This window comes from Teichococcus deserti (assembly GCF_001982615.1).
Lineage (GTDB): Bacteria > Pseudomonadota > Alphaproteobacteria > Acetobacterales > Acetobacteraceae > Pseudoroseomonas > Pseudoroseomonas deserti.
The window spans coordinates 1-20,632 of the sequence record NZ_MLCO01000026.1; the positions used below are offsets into that span (position 1 = coordinate 1).

Consider the following 20,632-nt stretch of genomic DNA (forward strand, 5'->3'; position numbering starts at 1 on the left):
AGGGTTTCCTCGTCGGGCTTCGAGCCACCGCGGCGCCGCGGTGGTGCCCCGCCGTCGGCCAGTTGGCCTGCCACAGCCGCCACAACCGGCGCCCGCTCGAACAGCCCTTCAGCGCCCGCCCCCCGCTGGCGGGGGGTAGGGGGGGAGATTTCTGACCGAAGGGAAGAAATCTCTTCTTCCTTCCTCCCTCCTCCTATCTGCGGAGAGATTCTCTTACCGGTATCGTACTCGTCCTCTACCGGTATCGTACCGCTATCGTCCTTCCCCTGGTCCGCGCTGTCCCCGGCACGGTACTTGCCGACGTAGAGAGCCAGCTCGTCCGGTAGAGGGTGCACCTGCTTCGGCTTCTGGGGGCGCTGGAAGCGGCGGAAGTTGCGTATCGCTACGTACTGCCGACCGTCCTGGGAGAAGCGCCGTACCATATCGAGCGCTTCCAGGCGGCCCATCAGATCGTCGATCTCGACGGGAGCCGCCGGTACAATCCGCGCTTTGAGCGTCAGCGGCTTGTACTCGAGCACACCGCGGTCGTCCGCCTCCATGAGCAAGCCGATCCAGAAGAGGATCGCGATCGGGCTGCTGATGGTTAGCTGCATCATCGCCTCGTCCGTGAACAGACCAGGGTGCACGCTACGGATACGCGCCATCAGGCACCGCCGATCTGGCTGGAGTTGGAATTACGCGCCAGCGCGAAGCGGGTGACTTTCCGCAAGCCGAGCGCGCGCAAGATTGCGGGACTGATGCCCGCTCTCCGGACGTGGAGGCAGTCGGACACCGCCGTCTCAGCGATGCCCTGCACCCTGGCGAAGGCACGCTGGCCGCCAGCCAGGTCGCACATCTCCTGCAGCCGGTCTCTCACCTGCTGTTCGGTCAGCTCAGCGGCTCGCTTCGCGGCGCTCATCGGCGACCGCCCCTGAGCCAGTCGGCTGCGCGGTAACAGGCCCGGGCGATAGGAGGCGCCCAGGCGCCAGCACGGAGGAAGGCGTCACCCACCTTCTCCATGGCACTCGCTAGAATGCGCATTGTGCGATCTCCGCGACGCCTTCAGCGCCGCAATGTCGGATTCCAACCGGGCGATCCGCTGTTCGCGCAAGGCTTCGCGACGGAGGCGCAATTCCTCCATCTCCCAGCCCGGGACCATGCGGACTTCGCCCCATCGATAAGCCTCGGCCCGACGCGTGGTCAGGCCAAGAAGTCGGGCAGCCTTCGCGATGGCCGCCTTCACGCCGAGCGTCAGGTAAGGCTCTGCAGCCTCCTCGACGATCTCCGCCATCTCTGACCGGATGGCATCAGCTCGCGTCATGCCCTTGTCCTCGGGCCAGCGACCCAAATTCTTGGGTGAATGACCCGCGCAATTGTGTGGGTGACCCAACATCTCCGAATCCCTCTGCGCCACAGTGCTGCTTGTCGAGGGCAGCATTGGGCTGGGCGGAAGGATCCAGGATGGATTTGGAATGCGGTGTTTCCGCCGATCGGCAGACAGCAATCGTCTGCGTCGACCGGCAGCTCGGCGCCGCGGAACTGGAGCAGCTAATTGAAAACCTGATGGCCTGCCGCTCGGAGATGGTGCCCCGCCGGCGGGCCGTCATGTTTCCAGGGGCCCGGATCCTCGTGGGGTCCGGGGTGCACCGCCAGGCAGCTGGCGTTGGGCGCGCCATGGTGGCGGTGCACCACCCGGGCATCGGCTGGATCGGCGCGACAGCGGAAAACTGCCCGCCGACCACCACCTGATGGCCGGGCATCGCGAGACGGATCGCCCCGTTGCCGGAGCGACCCGCCTCCTCCAGCATGGGCGCATCCCTACGACCCCTGGAGGATTCAATGGACGAGCAGGAGCGGATGAACCGCCTTCTCGACGCACTGCTGGAACAACTGAACCTGGTCCGATCCGAGAACATCGTACTCAAGAACACGCTCGGACTGCTGCTCAGCGAAATCTGCCTGGTGAGCCCGGACCCGGACGTCCGGCTCGCCAAGATCGCGGCCATCATGGAAGCGGGGCGGGTCAATCCGCATACGCCCGGGTATGAAGCAACTGGCGGCTTCCAGGCCGAGGCGGCCGAACTCATCATCGCCATGGCCGAGCGCCGCCTTGCGGATGCCCGGCTTCAGGCCGGTGAGCCAGGCGGCGCTGGTAAATTGCCTCCAACGCTTCGGCCTGATCAGTCGTCATAGTTTGCAAGGAAACCGGCGGTGCCGCCTCCGCAAGGAGGCGCCACAGCCAGCGAGCGACCAGCCGCCGGACCATCATGCCGCCCCGCTGTCGGGGGTGTGGGGGGTGGCGCGCGTAAGGCCCGCGGGCGCGTCGGTTGGTAAGTCAAAGAAATCCGAAGGGGTAACGGTACCGGCTGTGGCGACACTGATCTTCGCCATCTGCGCTGCTCGCGGAATGCGTTCGCCATTTTCCCACCGACGGACTGCCCGCGCGCGGTGCGGGGAAGCGAGGCCGACGAGTTCGGCCATCTGGTCGTGCGATAAGCCTCTAGAGGCCCGATAGGCAGCAAGCTTCATGTGTCCATAATGGACATTTTCTAGAGGCCGTCAATCCCAAATTGGACGGATACAAATGGCCAGAGCTGGGCACAATGTGGCGATGCAAACCCGCCTTAAGCTTATTATGGATGATCGAGCCGTCAGCGCTGCGCACCTAGCGCGCGAAACCGGTATCAGTCCCTCTACGCTGAACAAGCTGATACATGGCCATCGTAAAATGGCTCAGCATTGGGCCGAAAAACTTGCACCTGTCCTTGAAGTCTCTCCTGAACAGTTTTTCCGGCCTATTTCCACGGAAAACTGGGAACAGATTGGGCATGGCGTCCTCACCGCCCCGAAGACAGAAATTAGAGAAAGCCGAAAAGGCGCTTCCTCTGTCGCCATTTCGTCAGATAGCAGCGACATACCAATCATAAGATCGACTTTCGTCGATAGCAGGATCTTTGTATTAGAGCCTAGTCAGACGATTAATAAAATACGACGCCCGCCGGCGCTCGAATTTACAAAGGGGGTATTCGGCTTCTTCGTAGTGACTGACAACATGAACGGACGGTTCGCGAGAGGAGATTTGCTGCTCATCGACAAGGATCGTCCGCCTGCTCGAGGAGGGTTTTCCCTAATTTACACCCCTCAGGAGGACGGCTCCCTAGTCTGCGAGCTGGGGTTTGTGGGAACAGATATACATGACCAGAAGCGGTATGTGACCGACTGGAGTGTGCCCGAAGTTCCACGAAGCGGAATGGCCCTTGAAGACCGTCCAGGCACCGACGCTTACAAGATTCTCACCACAGCGGAAATTCTCGGCCTGTAGGCCACCCCAATTTGGCCACACCGGCGTTGACGTATGTCCAAAATGGACATAGCTTGCCTTCGCACCCAGCGGAGGCACCCTCATCGTGCGTTCCCCATCCGATACTCCCGACCTGCTCGGCGCGGCCGATATCTCGGCCCCGACGCAGGCGAAGACCGCCATCGAACTCGCCGTCGTCAGCCGTGACGGCGAGCTCCGCATCCTCGACACGGATCTGGCGGCGCGGCTCGGCTTTGAGCGTCCGCGCAAGATCCGCGAGCTGATAGCGCCCCACCGCCGGGCGCTTTCCCAGCTCGGCGAGCTGGCTACCGCCGATGTCGTTGTCGGCAAGGGCCAGCGCGCCACGGCCTACTATCTGAACAAGCGCCAGGCGATCTTCCTGACCGCGAAGTCGGAGACGGTCGAGGCGACGGCGATCACTCTCGAAATCATCGAGCGGTTCGACGCCTACGAGCATGGCGCCATCCGGGCACCGGCACCTCTTCCCGCCCGCCGCGGCGTCACCGCGCGGGAGGCGGCTTCCACCTTCCGGGCCTATCGCGGCATCGCGAAGCTGGTCGGCCTGGACGAGAACCAGGCGGCCCTGTCCGCGGCGCGGGCGACGAAGCTGGACACCGGCATCGATCCCCTCGCCCAGATGGGCATCACCCACCTGCTGGCGCCCCAGCAGGAGTTGCTGCTGACCCCGTCCGACATCGGCGTTCGCCTTGGCGGCAAGTCGGCCATCGCGGTGAACCAGCTGCTGGCGGAGCGCGGCTTCCAGGTCGGCCGCCGCGACGGCAAGGGCCAGCCCTACTGGGAGCCGACCGCCGCTGGCGAGCCGCATGCGACGCTGCTGGATACCGGCAAGCGGCACGGCAATGGCACGCCCATCAGGCAGCTCAAATGGGGTGCCGGCATCATCGACCTCCTGACCGAAGGAACGGTGCAGTGAGCCTCGCCCAGGTCTCCGTGGCCGCGCAGCCGATGGCTTCGGCGTCGGCCTTTCCGCCCTCGAACGACAACAGGATCCGGGGGATGAACCGCCGCATCCGCACGTCCCGGCGCCGGTGGGAGAACGGCCGCCGGCTGCGGCACCAGGTGCAGGTCCTGCGTTTCGAGCGCGACGTCCTGCCGCCCGGCCCGGCCTACGATAGCGCGTCGCTGCGAATGTGGGCGACGCAGTACCGGGCTGAAGCCTGGGAAGCGCTGGCCGAGGGCGATGCTGCTGAGGCCGCCCGCCTCCGACGCTCCGCCGTCGCCTTCACTCTGAGCGCGTGGGCGCTGGCGGTGACGCAGTGAGCACTGCCACGAAAAGCCGCAAGAAGGCATCCGTGAAGGCGCCGGCACCGCTGCAAGCGACCGCAGCAGCCTTTGCGCCCGCCTGCACTGCGGAAAGCTGCACGCCCGCGCCAACGACGCTCGTCGGCATGTGCGACCAGTACATGCTGATGTGGGAGCAATGGAAGAATGGGGGCGAACGCCACACGGCGCTGGCTGCGCGAAGGGACCTCACCCGGCGGCTCAACGAGCTCGAACACCGCATAGGGGGCGTACCGGCGGCACACCTCGGCGAACTTGCAGCGAAAGCGACGGTCCTGCGCACCGAGTTCGGCCCGGGGACGAATACGCTGGATGCGGAGAACGAGATGGATGGGCTTGGCCTATCTGTTCTCACCGACATCGCCGCCCTCACCTCGAGTCCGTCTGCAGTGCCGATCGGCACCGACGCCGCATTGATCGCGGAGTGCAAGCTGTTCAACCAAGTCTATGCTGAATGGCTTGGCGTGTTCGACCGCTTCCCCGATGACGATCAGGACGCGATCGATAAGGCGCATGAGCCGTTGAGTTCTGCAATGCACGCGTCGATCAGCAGGATGGTCGAGCACCGGGCGACCTCCTGGGCGGGCATCGCTGCACGCTTCCGGTCGCTGTGGATGGAAGACGAGGAGCTCCGGAAGACGGCCTCCTCGGACTTTAAGGAGAAATTTTTCAACGAGCGTATGAACCATGCACTGAACCGTGACATGGCCGGGATCCTTGGCCTTTTGGATGCCGAAGCGGCATCGCTGGCGCCCGCCCGGAACCCTCATGGCCCTCTGGCTCTGCTCGAAGCCGCCGTCGAGCACGACGCGGAGCACCAGTCATTCGATCGCCAGGCCGGCCACCTGAACGCACAGAAGAAGCTGGAGGAGGGCGAGGCTGCCGCGATCAGTGCCGACTATCGCTTCCGTACAGCGGTCGCATTGGAGCAAGCCGCTATTTCTGCGGCTCCAACGACTTTAGCTGACGCTGTCGCGCAGCTGGTTCTGACGAGGTCCGAGATCGCCGACCAACTGCGGAACAACATGTCGCACGGCATCCATAAGGCTGAGTCCCTTCTCAAGGACCAGGCCCGTTCGATCGCCTTCCTGGCGCGCCATGCCGGCGTGGACCTCGAGCGTCTCGGCGTGAAGTACTTCGACACCGAGGAATTTCTGCTGGCGCTGGGGAAGTCGACATGATGGAGCACATCAGCAAGCCGGTCGGCCGGGTGATGGAGCAGCTCTTCGGCGGGCATCCCTGCCCGGCGCCGCAGCCGCGGCAGCGCCCGCTGGATGACGATGACGACGACCTATTCGCGCCGATGGAGGATCTCTCGTGATCAACGTCGAGCACTTCCGGAAGCTCTGGGTGCTGACCAGCAGTTCCAACCAGCACGAGGCTGATCAGGCGCTGCGCAAGGCGACTATGATCCTGGCGGCTGACGGGAAGACGCTGGACGACGTTCCCGGCTTGCTGGCCGGCTTCGCCTATAGCGCGGCGATGGAAAGCCTGATGGACACTATGTGGGGCCCTGGCAGTGCCCATGCGGCCGAGAGGGCGGCCAAGCGCCAGGCGGTGATAGACCGCTACGGCAGCAAGGAGGCCGCCCTAGCTCCGACGGAGTGGGAGCGCCTGCTGGACGGCGCGGTCGAGCCGTTCAAGCTCAATGTCCAATACCGCTTCTCGAACGGCACCTATCCGACGGAGAGCCTGGGCGGATGGATGGGCACCCTTTCCGATGATGAGCCGCCATCGGACGTCCGAGAAGCGGTCGAGCGGGCCTACCCGCTGCCCCGAACGATCGACGAGGCGAAGGTCGAGAAGGATCGTTGGGCACTACGCTGCCAGGATCTGCACGACCTGCTGGGCATCGAGGCGGGTGACATGCCTCTCTCGCTGGCCGCCTACCTGCGCAGCGAGATCGTCACGCACCTCTTCGAGACCGAGCTGCGCGCGAAGGACGTTTATGACGTCATCTCGCGGGTGATCGCCTTCCGCCAGCAGGGCATGGATCCCACCGACGTGCAGATGGCCGCCATTCAGGCGGATCTCGAGGGGCTGCTGTGACCGGCCGCGCGAAGCGTTCTGACCCGGAGCGCGACGCCCCGTGGCGCCGGAAGAACTGGCACCTGTTCCTGCCTGATCCGCTCGACCTCGGACGGGAGATTGCCCGCGCTGCGCCGCGGATGTCGGTCGGCCGCTTCGCCGGGATCCTCGCCTGGAGCCTGCCGTCGATCTGCAACAGCCTGCGGGCGGGCGCAGAGGCTATCCGCGACGGCGACCTCTTCTTCGACATCGCGCCGTGGCTGGCGCAGGTGCGCTATGACGCCGTCATGGAATTCCGACGGATAGGGCGCAGCCGTCGGCTCCGGCCCACGGACCACCTCTGGCAGCTGCTGCCAGACGCAGACACGTCCTGACGCCGACAGCCTGACCTCATCCAACCGAACTGCCGAGGGCCCAGGAGGCGCGGGTCAACGCCCCCTCTTTGCCTGCGGCCACCCTACGGAGAAGGCGCATGAACTCTATGGCTCGCAAGAAGCTCTACACCGACTTCGATCGGATGATCCACACCGGGGATCCCTTGGCGGCGCTCGATCGCGAGCTCCTCGGAAAGTCTGCCAGGCTGCACATCCCGCTCCGCGATGTGCCCGACATGGACCGGATCGCCACCATCCTCTTCGTCCTGGCTGGCCGGCTCAGGGTGCTCTCGAAGGACAAGAACCGGGACTTCTCGGTGCTGTTCAGCGCCCGGCAAGCCATCGTGCTGGCGAACGCGCAAATACGCTCGAAGCCTCGACTGGGAAAAGATTCGCGTTTATAGTAGGATATAATTCGTCAGCGGCTACTAGATGTAGATGCCGCAAGACGTCTTACTATATTACATCTTATAGGCCATCGATGGCACACTCCCGGAGGCGCCTCCGGGACCCATCCGGAAGGACGCCTCCAGCCCCGCGCCCCAATAAAGCCGCGCCTCAGTAAAGCCGCGTCTCAGTAAAGCCGCGCCTGGCCCGCCGGCGCAGCCTCGGCCACGCCCTTGTCCAGGATCTGCCGCATCGCGCGGCCATTGGCATCCCACCACTTGGCCAGGATGCCGACATCCCAGCCGATGCAGAAATGCTTCACCCCCATCTCCAGGTAGCGCCCGGCATGGGTCGGGTCCTGCAGCTCGACGCGCGGATGCAGGCCGAGGCGCAGCGCCGTCTCGATGGTCTTCCGCTCGGCCGCCCGCACCTCCGGATCATCGCCCTGTCCCGGCTTGCCGATGCTCATCGAATAGTCCGAGGGGCCGAACTGCACCATGTCGAGGCCCGGCACCGACAGGATCGCCTCGAGGTCGTCGAGGCAGGACTTCTTCTCGACCATGATGGCGATGACGATGTCGTTGAGCGCCTCGACATAGGAGGGCTTGCCGACCTCCTGGATCATGCCGACGTCGCGCCGCATGCCGACGCCGAGCCGCCCGACGCCGCGCGAGCCGGCCTGCGCCAGCGTCTCGGCGCGCACCGCGTCGACCGCGGCGCGGGCATCCCCGACATCGCGGATATCGGCGAAGAGCACGCTCTGGAAGCCCGAGCCGATCGCCCGCATCGCCTGGTGCGTGTATTGCGTCTGCTCGATCTTGATCATGCCGCCGACCCCGGCCAGCTCGAAGGCGCGGCCCAGATTGTCCAGGTCGTGCAGGTCGAAGGGCGCGTATTCGGCGGTGAACTCTATATAGTCGTATTGCCGCGACTGGCCCACCAGCTCGACCAGGGTCGGCCAGGTGGAGAGGAGATGCGTCCCCACCGTCGGCTGGTTGGCGTTCAGCTTCTCGCGCAGCAGATTCCGACGCATGGCGGCACCCTCCCCTTTCCCGTTTGGCCGGCAGCGGCGGGCGCCGCCGCCCCGGCCGGGTCAGGCTCGCGGAAGTCGCCGGCTTCGGCAAGGCAGGATCGTCGGCGGCATCACCCCGGCCGCACCATGGTCGCCGCCGTGTAGCCGCTCATATTCGGCTCGAAGCGCAGGCCGGGGCGCAGGCCCCAGACCAGCGAGAGGTGGAAGAGCGGGATGATCGGCAGGTCGTCGGCGACCAGCTGCACCGCCTCCTGCAGCACCTTCTCCCGCGCGGCGGGCTCGAGGAGGGTGAAGGATCTTTCGGTCAGCGCGTCGAGCGCCGGGTTGGAATAGAGGCTCCAGTTGTTGGCGCCCGCCCGCTTGGCGCGGTCGACCGTGCTGACGACGTTGCTGAGGAAATAGGAGGCCTCGCCGGTCGAGCTCGCCCAGCTGTGCAGCCAGACGCCGTATTCCTGGCGGCTGGCGCGGGCGCTGAAGGCGGCATAGGGCAGCGCGTCCACCACCGTCGCCACGCCGATCCGCGTCCACATCTGCGCCACCGCCTGGGCGATGCGGCTGTCATTGGCGAAGCGGTCGGTCGGCGTGTGCACCACCAGGCGGAAGCCGCGCGGGAAGCCCGCCTCGGCCAGCAGGCGGCGCGCCGCCTCGGGGTCGAAGCGCGGCACGCCCACCGCCGGATTGGCCGAGTAGAAGCCGGCCGGCAGCCATTGGCCGCTGGGCGTGCCGCGGCCTTCCATCACCCGCTCGACCAGCGCCGCGCGGTCGATGCCGAGCGACAGCGCCTGCCGCACCCGCAGATCCAGCAGCGGATTCTTCGGCAGCGGCTTGCCGTCGGCGTCGGTGATGTCGGGCAGCTCGCCGGCACGGGCGAAGCCGGGCTGCATGAAGGTCAGCCGGGTGCTCTGGGTCTCCACCACCTGGACGCGGCTGTCGCGCGCCAGCGCCTGGGCGTCGTTGGACGAGACCTCGTCGATCAGGTCGACATCGCCGGCCAGCAGCGCCGCGCTGCGCGCCCCGGCCTGCGGGATGATGCGGAAGACCACGCGTTCCCAGGGCTCGGCGCCGCCGAAATAGGCCTCGTTGCGGGTCAGCTCCACCGTGCTGCCGGGCTGGAAGGCGGCCAGCTTGTAGGGGCCGGTGCCGATCGCGGCGCGGCGGCTGTTGTAGTCCTCGGTCGTCGCGCCCTCGCCGGCATGGCGGGAGACGATGGCGACGAAGGTCAGGTCGTTGGGCAGCGAGGGATGCGGCCCGGCGGTGTGCAGCCGGACGGTCAGCGGATCCACCACCTCGACCCGGGTGATCGGGCGGACATAGCCGGCGAGGCTGCCCGGGCTGCCGGCGACGGTCGGGATGCGGCCGATGGTGAAGGCCACGTCATCGGCGGTGAAGTCCCGCCCGTCATGCCATTTCACGCCCGGGCGCAGGCGGAATTCCCAGATCCTGTCCTCGACCGGCGCCCAGCTGAGCGCCAGGCCGGGGATCGGGCGCAGCCGGGCGTCGCGCTCGACCAGCCGGCTGAAGACATGCAGCGCCAGGTTGAAGTTCGGCTGGAAGGCATAGAAATGCGGATCGGCCGAGCTGGGCGTGGTGGCGGTGGCGATGGTCAGCACCGTCTTCGCCGCGGCGTGTGGCTGGGCCGATGCCGCCTCTGGCAGGGCGCCAAGGGCCAGCAGGCCGGCCAGGCCGCGCCGTGTGATCGCCGAATTCTGCATGCGGACCATCCATCAGGAATGCTTTACACACTTCCGATAGGTGATTTATGCCATATCCGGCAATGGGGAAAACACGGCGGTCAGGCCAGGGCGGCCTCCGCCGTGACCGTCAGTCGCTTTTCGAAAGGCAGGGTGCGCAGCGCCTGCAGGTCGGCGGCGGGGTCGTAGAGCGCCGTGTAGCCGCGCCGCAGATAGAGGCCGACCGCCTCCGGCTGGCGGAAGCCGGTGGTCAGGTAGATCCGTCCGTAGCCCTGCTCGCGCGCCGCCTGCTCCAGCGCCGCCAGCACGCGGCTGGCCAGGCCCTGGCGCCGCAGGTCCTGCCGCGTCCAGATCCGCTTGAACTCGGCGGTGCTGTCGTCGTAGCGCTTGAAGGCGCCGCCGCCGATGGTCTCGCCGTCGCGCAGCAGCAGCAGGAACTGGCCCTGTGGCGGGGCGAAGGCCTCGGGCGGGTAGCGGTTCATCTCGGCCGCGGCGCCGGCGACGTCGAAGAAGGTGCCGTAGCGGCTGTCATATTCCTCGAGCAGCGCTGCCACCAGCGGCCGGGCGCGCGGATCGGCGGGGGTGGTGGAGACGATCAGGTCGCGCATCGCGGGTCTTCCGTCAGGAGGGGGCGAGATACGCCTCGGCCAGGCCGGACCAGAGCGCGGCGCCGGGCAGCAGCAGGGCGTCGTTGAAGTCGAAGCGCGGATTGTGCAGCGCCGGCCCTTCCCCCGCGCCGAGGAAGAGATAGCTGCCGGGCCGCGCCAGCAGCAGATGGGCGAAATCCTCGCTGGCGGTGCGCGGGCGGAAGTCAGGCAGGATGGCATCCTGGCCCAGGAGGCGGCGCGCCACGTCGCGGGCGAAGCCGGTTTCCGCCGCATGGTTGACCAGCGCCGGAAAGCCGCGGCGGTATTCGACCTGCGCAGTGGCGCCGAAGCTGTCCGCCTGGGCCCGGGTGATCGCAGGAATCCGTCGCTCCAGCAGCGCGCGGGCGGCTTCACGATAGCTGCGCGCGGTGAGCTTGAGCGAAACGCTGTCGGGAATGACATTGGCCGCCTCGCCGCCCTGGATGGCGCCGACGGTGACCACCGCCATCTCCAGCGGATCCAGGTTGCGCGACACGACCGTCTGCAGCGCGGTGATGACATGCGCGGCGACGACCACCGGATCCACCGTTTCCTGCGGCGCGGCGCCATGGCCGCCGCGGCCGAGAATGCTGATCAGCGCCAGGTCGACCGCCGCCATGGCCGGGCCTTCGACGAAGCCGAAGCGGCCCTCGGCCTCGCCCGGCCAGGAGTGCAGGCCGTAGACGGCATCGACGGGAAAGCGGTCGAACAGCCCCTCGGCCAGCATCCGCCTGGCGCCGGAGCCGGTCTCCTCCGCCGGCTGGAAGATCAGCGTCAGACGGCCGTCGAACTCGCCATGCAGCGCCAGATCGCGCGCCGCGGCCAGCAGGATGGCGACATGCCCGTCATGGCCGCAGGCATGCATGACGCCGGGGCTGCGGCTGGCATGCGGCAGGCCGGTCTGCTCGGCGATCGGCAGCGCATCCATGTCGGCGCGCAGCCCCAGGCTGCGGCGGCCATGGCCGCGCTGCAAGGTCGCGACCAGCCCGGTGCCGGCGATGCCGCTTTCCACCTGATAGCCCCAGCCTGCGAGCATTCGCGCGGCGGTCTCGGCCGTGCGGTGCTCGGCGAAGGCGAGCTCCGGATGGTGATGCAGGTCCCGGCGCAGGGCGGCGAAAGGCTCCAGCCCCGCGGCCAGCCGCGCCAGCGGGCCCGGCCGCAGCAGCGTCTCGCTCACGAGGCCTTGGCCAGGGCGGGTTCGGGATGGGCCGCAGCGCGGATGGCGCGATAGGGCAGGCCGAGATTCTCGCGCAGCGTGGCGCCGCGCAGCACCGGGTCGTGCCGGCCGCGCGCCTCCAGCACCGGCAGCACGTAGCGGATGAAGTCGTCCAGCCCCTGCGCCACCACCGGGAAGCCCAGGATGAAGCCGTCGGCGGCGCCCTGCTCGATCCAGCGGATCATCTCGTCGGCGACTTCCTCGCCGCTGCCGATGAAATGCGGCTTCGGCGTCGCCGAGGCCAGCGCCACCTGGCGGAGCGTCAACCCCTTCTCGCGCGCGTCGCGCTTGATGCGGTCGGTGGTGGAGCGGAAGCTGTTGGCGCCGATGTCGCCCAGCTCGGGAAACGGCGCATCGAGCGGATAGGCCGAAAAATCATGATGGTCGAAGAAGCGGCCGAGATAGGCCAGCGCCTCGTCGATGCTCAGCAGGTCGCGGATCGCCGCGTATTTCTGCTCGGCCTCGGCGCGGGTCGGGCCGGTGATCGGGCCGATGCCGGGCATGATCTTGATCTGGTCGGGATCGCGGCCGTGCCTGGCGGCGCTGGCGCGGACGGCCTCGCGGAAGCGCTTCGTCTCCTCGAAGGAGGGAGAGTTGGTGAAGACGGCGTCGGCGTATTTCCCGGCGAGGTCGATGCCGGGCTCGGAGGAGCCGGCCTGGAAGATCACCGGCTGGCCCTGCGGCGAGCGCTGGATGTTCAGCGGCCCCTCGACCTTGAAGAACTGTCCTTCATGGTCCAGGCGGCGGAACTTCTTCCGGTCGAAGAACTCGCCGGTCTCGCGGTTGCGCGGGAAGGCGCCGTCCTCCCAGGACTCCCACAGGCCTTGCGTCACCTGCAGATATTCATCGGCGATGCGGTAGCGCAGCGCATGCTCGGGATGGGCGCGGCTGTAGTTGCGCGACGACCCTTCCAGCGGCGAGGTCACCACGTTCCAGCCGGCGCGCCCCCCGCTGATCAGGTCGAGCGAGGCGAATTGCCGCGCGACCGTGAAGGGATCGCTGTAGGAGGTGGAGACGGTGCCGGCCAGGCCGATCTTCTCCGTCACCGTCGCCAGCGCCGAGAGGATGGAGATCGGCTCGAAGCGGTTCAGGAAATGCGGAATCGACTTCTCGTTGATATAGAGGCCGTCGGCCACGAAGGCGAAGGCGATGCCGGCGGCCTCGGCCTGCTTCGCGCGGTCGATGTAGAAGCCCAGGTTGACGCTGGCATCCGCCGGACCGCTGGGATGCTTCCAGGCATTCATGTGGCCGCCGGCGCCATGCAGCATGACGCCCAGCGGGATCTTCTTGTCGGTCATGACAGGGGGTCCTTGGTCAGGCCGCGACCGGCTGGCGCGCCGGGGCCAGCAGGTCGAGCATGGCGGCGCGTTCGGCGAAAGCAGTGGAGGGCGTGTCGAGAATGAATTCGGCGATGCCATGCTCGCGCTGGAGCGCGTCGAGCGCGGCATGGATGTCGTCGGGATTGCCGGCCAGCAGGCTGGGCCGCACCTCCTCGATCCGCCAGGTGGTGGCGCCGGCCTGGCGGGCATATTCCTCGGCCGCGTCCCGCGTGCCCAGGTTGAAGCTCTGGCCGGTCGGCAGATGCACCTTGTAGGTGCGCAGGGAGGCCGCGCGGCGCTCGGCCTCGGCGCGGCTGGCATCGGCCAGCACATGCAGCGCCAGCAGCGGCGCCTGGCCGCTGTCGTCGCGGTAGCGCGCCAGGCTGTCGCGCAGCTTGGCGTCGTCGCCGTTCAGATGCCCGGCATAGCAGAATTGCCAGCCATGCCGCGCCGCCAGGGCCGCGCTGTCGGCGCTGGCGCCGAGCACGATCTTCTGCGGCGCCTCCGGCGGGATCGGCGTCAGCTGCGCCGCGGCATGCGGATGGTCCTGCGGCAGGCTGTGCGTGAGGAAGCCCTCGAGCTCCGCAAAGCGCGCGGCAAAGTCCTGGGCGTCGCCGCGCAGCGCGCGGGTGGAAAACGGCAGCCCGCCCGGCGCCTTGCCGATGCCGAGATCGACGCGCCCCGGCGCCAGCGTCGCCAGCAGCGAGAAGGTCTCGGCGACCTTGTAGGGGGCGTAATGCTGCAGCATCACGCCGCCGGAGCCGACGCGGATGCGGCTGGTGCGCGCCAGGAGGAAGGCCGAGAGCACCTCGGGCGCGACGCTGGCGAGGCCGGGACTACCGTGATGCTCGGCCACCCAGAAGCGGTGATAGCCCAGCTGCTCCGCCCGCTGCGCCAGGGCCAGGGTGTTCTGCAGCGCCTCGGCCGCGCTGGCGCCGGCGGGGATGGGGCTCTTGTCGAGCAGGCTCAGGCGGTAGCGCATGGCGCGGAACTCCGGCTCAGGGCGCGCGGCGGCGGGGCCGCCGTGTCGGCTCCGCCACATTAATCACCTTGGAATTTCGTGCGTCAATCATCGCGCGGCGTAGATTCGTGCTTAAGCGTCGGCGCGAGGGTCCGAAAGGCCGAGGGGCAGCCGTGATCCAGCCCTGCATGCCGGTGAGCCGGGAGGCTGGTCGGTGGCCGCTCCTGCCGAGATAACCCTTTGATTGAAAATCAATTTTTCCCTGAGATCACGGCATGCTCGATCGATCCATCTGGAGCCGAAGCGGTCTTATCACGTCGCGTTGTAGCTATTTATTATATTGACTCTTTATCGTCGCTATTTGATTGCTCGGGGCGGGGCCGCTTTGCCCCCGCCCCGGAGCCCGCCATGTCCAGCCTGATCGGCTACCTCGCCCAAAAGCGTGACGCCCTGTTCCGCCTGCGTGAGCGCGCCGCCCGCCCTGACGCCCGCCCGCAGCCGCTCAGCGCCCGGGTCAGCGCCGAGGGCCGCAGCGGCATCCGCCGCATCCGCATCCGCGATTTCCAGCTGATCAGCGACAGCCCCGCGAGCTTCGCCGGCTACGACCTGGGGCCGAGCTCGCCCGAGCTGCAGCTCGGCGTGCTGGGCAGCTGCCTGACGCATACCTTCCTGATCCAGGCGGCGCTGCTGCAGATCCCGCTGCACCGGGTCGAGGTGCAGGTCGACGGCCAGATCGATCCGCGCAGCGGCCAGCCCGGCTTCGAGACCGTGCCGCGCAACCCGCATGCGCTGCGCTACACCGTCGCGCTCGACTCCCCGGCCTCCGAGGAGGAGCTCGCGCAGCTGCATGCCGCCGTCCAGGCGAATTGTCCGATCCTGCACCTGCTGCGCGACCCGCAACCGATCGATGGCGCCCTCGCCCGTCTGCCTGCCCAGAGCGACGCGGCCGAATAGCCCGCATGCGCCCGCACCCTTTCCGCGAAAGCCCCGAGCGATGAACCGACGCGACCTGATGCTGGCCGGCCTCGGCCTGGCCGCCCTGCCCGATCTCGCCCTGGCGCAAGGCCATGCGCATGCGACCGCCGCGGGGACGCCGGTGCGCGGCGGCACCGCGCGCATCGTGGTGGCCGAGCCGCCGATCCTGACCTCGGCCTTCATCACCACCATGAACATCGGCATGGTGTCGTCGAAGATCCTCGAAGGCCTGGTCAGCTACGATCTCGAGCTGAAGCCGGTGCCGGCGCTGGCCGAATCCTGGGACACGGCGGAGGACGGGTTGTCCGTCACCTTCAACCTGCGCCGCAATGTCCGCTGGCATGACGGCCGCCCCTTCGGCAGCGCCGATGTGCGCTTCACCTTGCTGGAGGTGTGGAAGAAGCTGCATCCCTTCGGCCGCGCCGTCTTCGCCAACGTGACCGCGGTGGAGACGCCGGACGACCACACGGTGACCATCCGCCTCTCGGCGCCGGCGCCCTATCTCTTCAACTACATCAACACCTATGGCGCGCAGATCCTGCCGCGCCATGTCTATGAAGGCACCGACGTCCTGCAGAACCCGGCCAACACGGCGCCGATCGGCACCGGGCCTTTCCGGTTCAAGGAATGGGTGCGCGGCAGCCATGTCGCGCTGGAGCGCAACGCCGATTACTGGCAGCCGGGCAAGCCCTATCTCGACGGCGTGCTGTTCCGCTTCATCCCCGATCCCGTCGCCCGCACCGTGGCGCTGGAGGCCGGCGAGATCGACGTCACCATCGGCTCGCTGGTGCCGGTGACCAGCCTGCGCCGCTTCTCGGATGCGGCGAAGTACACGATCAACACCGATGACGGCCGCTTCCTCGCCTCGATTTTCCTGGCGCAGATCAATGTGCGCCGCCCCTATGTCAGCGACCGCCGCGTGCGCCAGGCGCTGTCGCATGCGATCGACCGCGCGGCGCTGGTGCGGCTGGTCTGGCAGGGCTACGGCAAGCCGGCGACCGGGCCGATCCCTTCCTCCGTCAGCCAGTACTATGCGCGCGGCAATCCGCAGGGCTTCGACCCGAAGCGCGCCGAGGCGTTGCTGGACGAGGCCGGCTTCAAGCGCGGCGCCGACGGCAAGCGCTTCCGCATCAACCTGGTCTCCGGCAGCGGCGACAGCCTGGAATCTAACCGCGCGGGCGAGTTCATCAAGCAGTCCCTCGCCCGCATCGGCGTCGAGCTCGAGCTGATCATCGAGGATTCCGCTGCCTATCTGCGCCGCGTCTACACCGAGGCCGACTACGACATCATGACGTCGAGCCTGCACAAGCTGCCCGATCCGACGCTGGGCGTGCAGCGTCTGTACTGGACGAAGAACATCGTCAGGGGCGCGCCCTGGACCAACGGCTCCGGCTATTCGAACCCCGAGCTCGACCGCATCATGGAAGCCGCCGCCGCCGAGGGCGATGCCGCGAAACGCCGCGCGCTGGTCACCCGCTGGCAGGCGATCGTGCAGGAGGATGCGCCGATCCTCGACCTGGTGGAGCTGACCTGGACCACCGTCTCCACAGCGCGCTTCCGCAAGGACCGTCCACAGGGCGACGGCATGTTCGCCGGGCTGGAGGATGCATGGCTGGCGCTGGCACGCTGAGCGCGGCGCCCGCGGCACGCGGCGGGCTGCCGCCGCTGCTGCGCCGCCTGCTGCAGGTGGTGCCGGTGCTCTTCGGCATCGCTACGCTCAACTTCCTGATTCTCCAGCTGGCGCCTGGCGACGTCGTCGACGTCCTGGCCGGCGAGGCGGGGGCGGCGACGCCCGAGACCATGGCCGCGCTGCGCCAGAGCTTCGGCCTGGACCAGCCGGTCTGGCTGCAATACCTGCGCTATCTCGGCCAGCTTGCCAGCCTCGATCTCGGCCATTCCTACCGGCTGAACCTGCCGGTGCGCGCGCTGATCCTGACGCGGCTGCCGCCCACCCTGCTGCTGATGGTCTCGGCGCTGCTGCTGGCCATCGTGCTGGGCTCGCTGGCGGGCATCCTGGCAGCGCGGCAGGTCGGCGGCTGGCTCGACACGCTGCTCTCCGGCGTCACCCTGCTGAGCTATGCGGTGCCGACCTTCTGGCTCGGGCTGATGGCCATCGTGCTGTTCTCGGCGCGGCTCGGCTGGCTGCCCTCGGGCGGCATGCTGACCATTGGCGCGTCGCATGACGGGTTGGCACTGCTGCAGGACCTGGCGGCACATCTGGTGCTGCCGGCGGTGACGCTCAGCACCTTCTACCTCGCGGTCTATGCGCGGCTGGTGCGCAGCGCCATGCTGGAGCTGCACGGTGCCGACTTCATCCGCACCGCCCGCGCCAAGGGCGCCGGCGAATGGCGCATCACGCTGCACCACGCCTTCCGCAACGCGCTGCTGCCGATGGTCACCATGGCGGGCTACCAGGCGGCCTCGCTGCTCAGCGGTGCGGTGCTGGTGGAGACGGTGTTCTCCTGGCCCGGCCTCGGCCGCCTCGCCTATGAGGCAATCCGCACCCGCGACCTGAACCTGCTGCTCGGCATTCTGTTCTTCAGTTCGATCCTTGTCGTCATCGTCAACATTGCCATCGACGGGGTCTATCGCCTGGTCGATCCGCGCGTGGCGCCGAGGGCGCGGCGGGCATGAGCACGCGCCATCCCGGCCTGCTGCGCCGGCTGCTGACGCACCGCCAGGGCGGCGCCGGCCTGCTGCTGCTGCTGGCCATCCTGCTGCTGGCCGCGGCCGGCCCGCTGCTCTGGCCGGGCGACCCCTGGGAGATGGCGGCGCCGCCAATGCTCTGGCCTGGCGAGGACGCCGCCAACCCGCTCGGCTCCGACGTGATGGGGCGTGACCTGCTGACCGGACTGGTCTCCGGCGCGCGGGTTTCGCTGATGGTGGGGCTGGTCAGCACGCTGATCGCCGCCGTCCTGGGGACGCTGATCGGCGCAGTGGGCGGCTATCATGGCGGCCGCATCGACGCCGCGCTGATGCGGCTGACCGAGTTGTTCCAGACGGTGCCGACCTTCGTCCTCGCCGTGGTGCTGGTCGCTGTCTTCCGCCCCTCGGTCGCGACCGCGGTGCTGGCCATCGGCATCGTCTCCTGGCCGGCGACGGCGCGGCTGGTGCGCGCCCAGGTGCTGTCGCTGCGCGGCCGCGACTTCATCCTGGCGGCCGAGACCTACGGCATGGGCACCGCGCGGCTGCTCTGGACACAGATCCTGCCCAATGCGCTGCCGCCGGTCATCGCCATCTCCAGCCTGACCATCGCCCATGCCATCCAGACCGAGGCGGCGCTGGCCTTCCTCGGCCTCGGCGACCCGAACGTGATGAGCTGGGGCACCATCATCGGCGGCGGCCGCGAGCAGCTGGTGGAGGCCTGGTATGTCTGTGGCCTGTCCGGCATCGCGCTGGTCGTCACCGTCCTCGCCTTCAACCTGCTGGGCGAGGGGCTGAACGACTGCCTCAACCCGCATCTGCGCAGCCAATGACCATGACCCTGCTCGAGGTTTCCTCCCTGCGCACCAGCTTCGCGACCCGCTCGGGACGGCTCGGCATCCTGCGCGACGTCAGCTTCGCCATCGCCCGCGGCGAGACCGTCGCGCTGGTCGGCGAAAGCGGCAGCGGCAAGTCGGTGACCGCCGCCTCGATCCTGCGGCTGGTGGAGGCCGCCGGCGGCCGCATCGATGCCGGCCGCGTCAGCTTCGAGGGCGAGGACCTGCTGTCCCTCTCCCCCGCCAGGCTGCGCGCGCTGCGCGGCGGCCGCATCGGCATGATCTTCCAGGAGCCACTCTCGGCGCTGAACCCGGTGCAGCGCATCGGCGACCAGATCGCCGAGGCGGTGCGGCTGCATCGCCCGCTGTCGCGCCGCGCCGCCTGGGGCCGCGCGGTGGAGCTTCTCTCCCTGGTGCAGATCCCGGCGCCCGGCCTGCGCGCGCGCGACTATCCGCATCAATTGTCGGGCGGCCAGCGGCAGCGCGCGATGATCGCCATGGCGCTGGCCTGCGATCCGGCGCTGCTGATCGCCGACGAGCCGACCACCGCGCTCGACGTCATCACCCAGGCGCAGATCCTGTCGCTGCTTGCCGAGCTGCGCGACCGGCTGGGCATGGCGCTGCTGCTGATCACCCATGACCTGGGCGTGGTCGCCGGCGTCGCCGACCGCATCGTCGTGCTCTATGCCGGCCAGGTTGTCGAGCAGGGGCCGGTGGCCGAGATCTTCGCGGCGCCGGCGCATCCCTACACACGCGGGCTGCTCGACGCCGTGCGGCTGGACACCCTGACGCCGGGCACCGCGCTGCCGGAGATCCCCGGCCTGGTGCCGCCGCTCGACGCGCTGCCGGCCGGCTGTGCCTTCGCGCCGCGCTGCGGCCGCGCCGATGCGCGCTGCCGGTCCGCAGCGCCGCCCATGCCGCCCGGGGGCGCGCGCCAGGCCGCCTGCTTCCATCCCCTGCCCGCCCCGCTGCCCGGAGGCCACGCCGCATGACCGCGCCGCTGCTGGAAATCCGCCGCGCCGTTCGGCATTTCGACACGCCGGCCGGGCGGGTGCGCGCGGTGGATGATGTCAGCCTCAGCATCCAGCCCGGCGAGACGCTGGGGCTGGTGGGCGAGAGCGGCTGCGGCAAGTCGACCCTGGCGCGGCTGGCGATGAAGCTGGTGCCGCCGCAATCCGGCGCCATCCTCTTCGAGGGCGACGACGTCGCGACCGCCAATCGCGCCACCCTGGCCCGCTATCGCGCGCGGATGCAGATGGTCTTCCAGGATCCGCTGTCGGCGCTGAACCCGCGCGAGAGCATCTTCCGCATCCTGGAGCAGCCGCTGCTGGTGCATCGCCGCGGCGACCGCGCGGCGCGGCAGGCGCGCATCGCGCAGCTGCTGCAGCAGGTCGGGCTGCGGCCGGAAGTCGCGCTCCGCTATCCGCACGAGCTGTCGGGCGGCCAGCGGCAGCGCGTCGGCATCGCCCGCGCCCTGGCGCTGGAGCCGCGGCTGCTGCTCTGCGACGAGGCGGTCTCGGCGCTCGACGTCTCGGTGCGCGCCCAGGTGCTGAACCTGCTGCTGCGCCTGCGCGCCGAGCTCGGCCTGGCGGCGCTGTTCATCTCGCACGATCTCGCGGTGGTGCGGCATGTCGCCGATCGCGTGGCGGTCATGTATCTCGGGCAGGTGGTGGAGGAAGCGCCGCGCGACGCGCTGTGGCAGCAGCCGCGCCATCCCTATACCCGGGCGCTGATGGCGGCGACGCCGGTCGCCGATCCCGCCGAGGCGCGCGCCCGCCCGCCTTTGCCGCTGCAGGGCGAGTTGCCCGATCCGATCGATCCGCCCGCCGGCTGCCGCTTCCATCCGCGCTGTCCGATGGCCGAGCCGCGCTGCCGCGTCGAGGCGCCGGTGCTGCGCGCCATCGCCGCCGGTCACGCCGTCGCCTGCCACCGCCCCTGAG

At 68.5% G+C, this 20,632-nt stretch carries 25 protein-coding genes and 1 pseudogene; 16 read left to right on the forward strand and 10 right to left on the reverse strand.

Annotated elements, in window-relative coordinates; genetic code table 11:
* From BKE38_RS04075 to BKE38_RS04085, 3 genes and pseudogenes are all read right to left on the reverse strand, one after another.
* Positions 1 to 644: pseudogene (locus tag BKE38_RS04075) on the reverse strand (hypothetical protein); the annotation flags it as partial.
* Positions 644 to 898, reverse strand: a complete 255-nt coding sequence (locus BKE38_RS04080) for a hypothetical protein (RefSeq protein WP_076956094.1) — start codon at positions 896 to 898, stop codon at positions 644 to 646. The gene BKE38_RS04080 and the pseudogene BKE38_RS04075, both read right to left, overlap by 1 nt.
* A gap of 84 nt (positions 899 to 982) precedes the next feature.
* Entirely contained in the window at positions 983 to 1,300 is a 318-nt protein-coding gene (locus BKE38_RS04085) for a hypothetical protein (RefSeq protein ID WP_076956095.1), read from the reverse strand.
* A gap of 140 nt (positions 1,301 to 1,440) precedes the next feature.
* On the opposite strand from BKE38_RS04085, the gene BKE38_RS04090 reads away from it, so the two are divergent.
* A complete protein-coding gene (locus BKE38_RS04090) occupies positions 1,441 to 1,728 on the forward strand; it encodes a hypothetical protein (RefSeq protein ID WP_076956096.1) in 288 nt (95 codons plus the stop codon).
* 90 nt (positions 1,729 to 1,818) lie between these two features.
* Positions 1,819 to 2,172, forward strand: a complete 354-nt coding sequence (locus BKE38_RS04095; RefSeq protein ID WP_076956097.1) for a hypothetical protein — start codon at positions 1,819 to 1,821, stop codon at positions 2,170 to 2,172.
* A 72-nt stretch (positions 2,173 to 2,244) separates the two neighbouring features.
* Here the strand turns inward: BKE38_RS04095 and BKE38_RS33785 are convergent, their stop codons facing one another.
* The gene (locus tag BKE38_RS33785; protein ID WP_076956098.1) at positions 2,245 to 2,508 is read right to left on the reverse strand and encodes a helix-turn-helix transcriptional regulator; all 264 of its coding nucleotides are present in this window, start codon (positions 2,506 to 2,508) and stop codon (positions 2,245 to 2,247) included.
* 82 nt (positions 2,509 to 2,590) lie between these two features.
* Between BKE38_RS33785 and BKE38_RS04105 the strand changes: the two genes are divergently transcribed.
* The 8 genes from BKE38_RS04105 to BKE38_RS04135 all read left to right on the forward strand — a co-directional run bounded on the left by BKE38_RS04105 (position 2,591) and on the right by BKE38_RS04135 (position 7,409).
* Positions 2,591 to 3,301 carry a helix-turn-helix domain-containing protein gene (locus BKE38_RS04105; protein ID WP_076956099.1) on the forward strand — a complete coding sequence of 237 codons (711 nt, stop codon included), beginning with the start codon at positions 2,591 to 2,593 and terminating at the stop codon, positions 3,299 to 3,301.
* Positions 3,302 to 3,386: 85 nt separating this feature from the next.
* A complete protein-coding gene (locus BKE38_RS04110; RefSeq protein WP_076956100.1) occupies positions 3,387 to 4,235 on the forward strand; it encodes a hypothetical protein in 849 nt (282 codons plus the stop codon).
* Positions 4,232 to 4,582 carry a hypothetical protein gene (locus BKE38_RS04115; RefSeq protein WP_076956101.1) on the forward strand — a complete coding sequence of 117 codons (351 nt, stop codon included), beginning with the start codon at positions 4,232 to 4,234 and terminating at the stop codon, positions 4,580 to 4,582. The genes BKE38_RS04110 and BKE38_RS04115 overlap by 4 nt, the downstream gene beginning before the upstream one ends.
* Positions 4,579 to 5,784 carry a hypothetical protein gene (locus BKE38_RS04120; RefSeq protein ID WP_131829485.1) on the forward strand — a complete coding sequence of 402 codons (1,206 nt, stop codon included), beginning with the start codon at positions 4,579 to 4,581 and terminating at the stop codon, positions 5,782 to 5,784. The genes BKE38_RS04115 and BKE38_RS04120 overlap by 4 nt, the downstream gene beginning before the upstream one ends.
* Entirely contained in the window at positions 5,781 to 5,924 is a 144-nt protein-coding gene (locus BKE38_RS31760; protein ID WP_165694105.1) for a hypothetical protein, read from the forward strand. The genes BKE38_RS04120 and BKE38_RS31760 overlap by 4 nt, the downstream gene beginning before the upstream one ends.
* Complete coding sequence (locus BKE38_RS04125; RefSeq protein WP_076956103.1) at positions 5,921 to 6,652, forward strand: hypothetical protein; 732 nt, start codon at positions 5,921 to 5,923, stop codon at positions 6,650 to 6,652. The genes BKE38_RS31760 and BKE38_RS04125 overlap by 4 nt, the downstream gene beginning before the upstream one ends.
* Positions 6,649 to 7,005: a hypothetical protein gene (locus BKE38_RS04130; protein WP_076956104.1), complete on the forward strand. Its 357-nt coding sequence runs from the start codon at positions 6,649 to 6,651 to the stop codon at positions 7,003 to 7,005. Before BKE38_RS04125 ends, BKE38_RS04130 begins: the two co-directional genes overlap by 4 nt.
* 98 nt (positions 7,006 to 7,103) lie before the next feature.
* Positions 7,104 to 7,409: a hypothetical protein gene (locus BKE38_RS04135; protein ID WP_076956105.1), complete on the forward strand. Its 306-nt coding sequence runs from the start codon at positions 7,104 to 7,106 to the stop codon at positions 7,407 to 7,409.
* Positions 7,410 to 7,579: 170 nt separating this feature from the next.
* Here the strand turns inward: BKE38_RS04135 and BKE38_RS04140 are convergent, their stop codons facing one another.
* The 6 genes from BKE38_RS04140 to BKE38_RS04165 form a co-directional block, all read right to left on the reverse strand.
* Positions 7,580 to 8,425, reverse strand: coding sequence for an HpcH/HpaI aldolase family protein (locus BKE38_RS04140; protein ID WP_076956106.1), 846 nt, complete (start codon positions 8,423 to 8,425; stop codon positions 7,580 to 7,582).
* A 110-nt stretch (positions 8,426 to 8,535) separates the two neighbouring features.
* Positions 8,536 to 10,137 (reverse strand): ABC transporter substrate-binding protein, encoded by a 1,602-nt coding sequence (locus tag BKE38_RS04145; protein ID WP_242662184.1) that lies wholly within the window; start codon positions 10,135 to 10,137, stop codon positions 8,536 to 8,538.
* Between the two features lie 80 nt (positions 10,138 to 10,217).
* Positions 10,218 to 10,724 carry a GNAT family N-acetyltransferase gene (locus BKE38_RS04150; protein WP_076956108.1) on the reverse strand — a complete coding sequence of 169 codons (507 nt, stop codon included), beginning with the start codon at positions 10,722 to 10,724 and terminating at the stop codon, positions 10,218 to 10,220.
* A gap of 13 nt (positions 10,725 to 10,737) precedes the next feature.
* Positions 10,738 to 11,919: a M20 aminoacylase family protein gene (locus BKE38_RS04155; protein ID WP_076956109.1), complete on the reverse strand. Its 1,182-nt coding sequence runs from the start codon at positions 11,917 to 11,919 to the stop codon at positions 10,738 to 10,740.
* Positions 11,916 to 13,256, reverse strand: coding sequence for an LLM class flavin-dependent oxidoreductase (locus BKE38_RS04160; protein ID WP_076956110.1), 1,341 nt, complete (start codon positions 13,254 to 13,256; stop codon positions 11,916 to 11,918). The genes BKE38_RS04155 and BKE38_RS04160 overlap by 4 nt, the downstream gene beginning before the upstream one ends.
* Positions 13,257 to 13,272: 16 nt before the next feature.
* Positions 13,273 to 14,259, reverse strand: a complete 987-nt coding sequence (locus tag BKE38_RS04165; protein ID WP_076956111.1) for an MsnO8 family LLM class oxidoreductase — start codon at positions 14,257 to 14,259, stop codon at positions 13,273 to 13,275.
* Positions 14,260 to 14,646: 387 nt separating this feature from the next.
* Here BKE38_RS04165 and BKE38_RS04170 point away from each other — a divergent pair, with 387 nt between their 5' ends.
* The 6 genes from BKE38_RS04170 to BKE38_RS04195 are packed head-to-tail and all read left to right on the forward strand — an operon-like array spanning position 14,647 to position 20,631.
* Positions 14,647 to 15,192, forward strand: coding sequence for an OsmC family protein (locus BKE38_RS04170; protein ID WP_076956112.1), 546 nt, complete (start codon positions 14,647 to 14,649; stop codon positions 15,190 to 15,192).
* Between the two features lie 40 nt (positions 15,193 to 15,232).
* Positions 15,233 to 16,843, forward strand: a complete 1,611-nt coding sequence (locus tag BKE38_RS04175) for an ABC transporter substrate-binding protein (protein ID WP_076956113.1) — start codon at positions 15,233 to 15,235, stop codon at positions 16,841 to 16,843.
* Complete coding sequence (locus BKE38_RS04180; RefSeq protein ID WP_083747289.1) at positions 16,822 to 17,847, forward strand: ABC transporter permease; 1,026 nt, start codon at positions 16,822 to 16,824, stop codon at positions 17,845 to 17,847. The genes BKE38_RS04175 and BKE38_RS04180 overlap by 22 nt, the downstream gene beginning before the upstream one ends.
* Positions 17,844 to 18,689, forward strand: a complete 846-nt coding sequence (locus BKE38_RS04185) for an ABC transporter permease (RefSeq protein WP_076956114.1) — start codon at positions 17,844 to 17,846, stop codon at positions 18,687 to 18,689. The genes BKE38_RS04180 and BKE38_RS04185 overlap by 4 nt, the downstream gene beginning before the upstream one ends.
* 2 nt (positions 18,690 to 18,691) lie before the next feature.
* A complete protein-coding gene (locus BKE38_RS04190) occupies positions 18,692 to 19,684 on the forward strand; it encodes an ABC transporter ATP-binding protein (RefSeq protein WP_207553484.1) in 993 nt (330 codons plus the stop codon).
* Entirely contained in the window at positions 19,681 to 20,631 is a 951-nt protein-coding gene (locus BKE38_RS04195; protein WP_076956116.1) for an ABC transporter ATP-binding protein, read from the forward strand. The genes BKE38_RS04190 and BKE38_RS04195 overlap by 4 nt, the downstream gene beginning before the upstream one ends.
* Position 20,632 lies beyond the last annotated feature (1 nt).